We start from the raw sequence: 1019 nt of genomic DNA, 5'->3' as shown, positions 1-1019 counted from the left end.
TTCCCGTGCTAAAATTATCTATGACTCTAACCTCGTAACCCTCTCTAATGAGCCTATCGACTAGATGGCTACCTATGAACCCTGCTCCGCCAGTGACTAAGACGGTCTTAACCATGGTATGGTCTCGCGTACAGTTTTGCGATATACGTATTCACTACATCGTCCCATGTTGGTACATCGCTTCTCTGCTCCTTTGGTGCTCTCTCGAGGAATTCGTATACTATCTTTGTAATACTTCTGATGTTCTTGTTCAAGTCTATGACTAAGGTTCTACTCCTACCTTGGAAGTTGATGCCCCAGGGTTTAGCGATTAAGGTAGGCACTCCTATTGCATTAGCCTCATTTATGCTCTGTGGATACGACTCCTTCTGCGAAAGCAGTCCATAGAGACTGGCGTGAGATAGCAATTCAATATATTTCTCAAATGGCTGGAAGCCCTTAATCTCGTACCTAATACCGAGAGAGTCAAGAATCTTCTTAAGCTTAGTTTTATACGGACCCTCACCAAATACCTTTAACTCCAGGTCAATACCATACTCAGTATTGAGCAACTTTGTTATTTGCGCCAATAAGTCTATGTTCTTATAACTTTCTATTCTACCGCTATACATCACGTAATTACTTGGAACCCACTTAACCTCCTTAATCCAGCCCTCAACACCATTTTCAATAACAACAGCATCAACACCAAAGTCCCTCCTCACAAGCTCAGCCTCAAACCTAGAAACCGTGTGAACAACACCGCATCTTTTTATGAGGTTTCTAACGTATTTCCTCCAATACAGCCATAAAAACCTCCTGAATAGGGTGTGCCCACTACCGTGATAATAAGGTGTCAAAACAATGAAGAGCCCTAACCTAGATAAATACCTAAGAATACTCACGGAAAACACACTATGTACACTGTGTATATGAATAATATCAAAGCCCTTAGCCTCCCTTAAAAGCCAGTCCTCTAATCTTCTCCGCATCATTGGTATATGATATGCCTTACCGGGGCTCCACACAGGCCATTTAAC

General features: G+C 42.3%; 2 protein-coding genes. Both read right to left on the bottom strand.

Going from position 1 to position 1019, the window contains the following annotated elements:
- Positions 1-115, bottom strand: a 115-nt coding sequence (locus ACP5KC_RS10720; RefSeq protein ID WP_428287593.1) for an NAD-dependent epimerase/dehydratase family protein, incomplete at its 3' end; no start/stop codon positions are given.
- On the bottom strand, positions 108-1019 hold a 912-nt coding region (locus tag ACP5KC_RS10715; protein ID WP_428287592.1), incomplete at its 5' end, for a glycosyltransferase. The genes ACP5KC_RS10715 and ACP5KC_RS10720, both read right to left, overlap by 8 nt.

This window comes from Infirmifilum sp., assembly GCF_049970975.1.
GTDB lineage: Archaea > Thermoproteota > Thermoprotei > Thermofilales > Thermofilaceae > Thermofilum > Thermofilum uzonense.
Note: the sequence above shows the minus strand (reverse complement) of the source record. Positions and strands in the feature narration are given on the sequence as shown.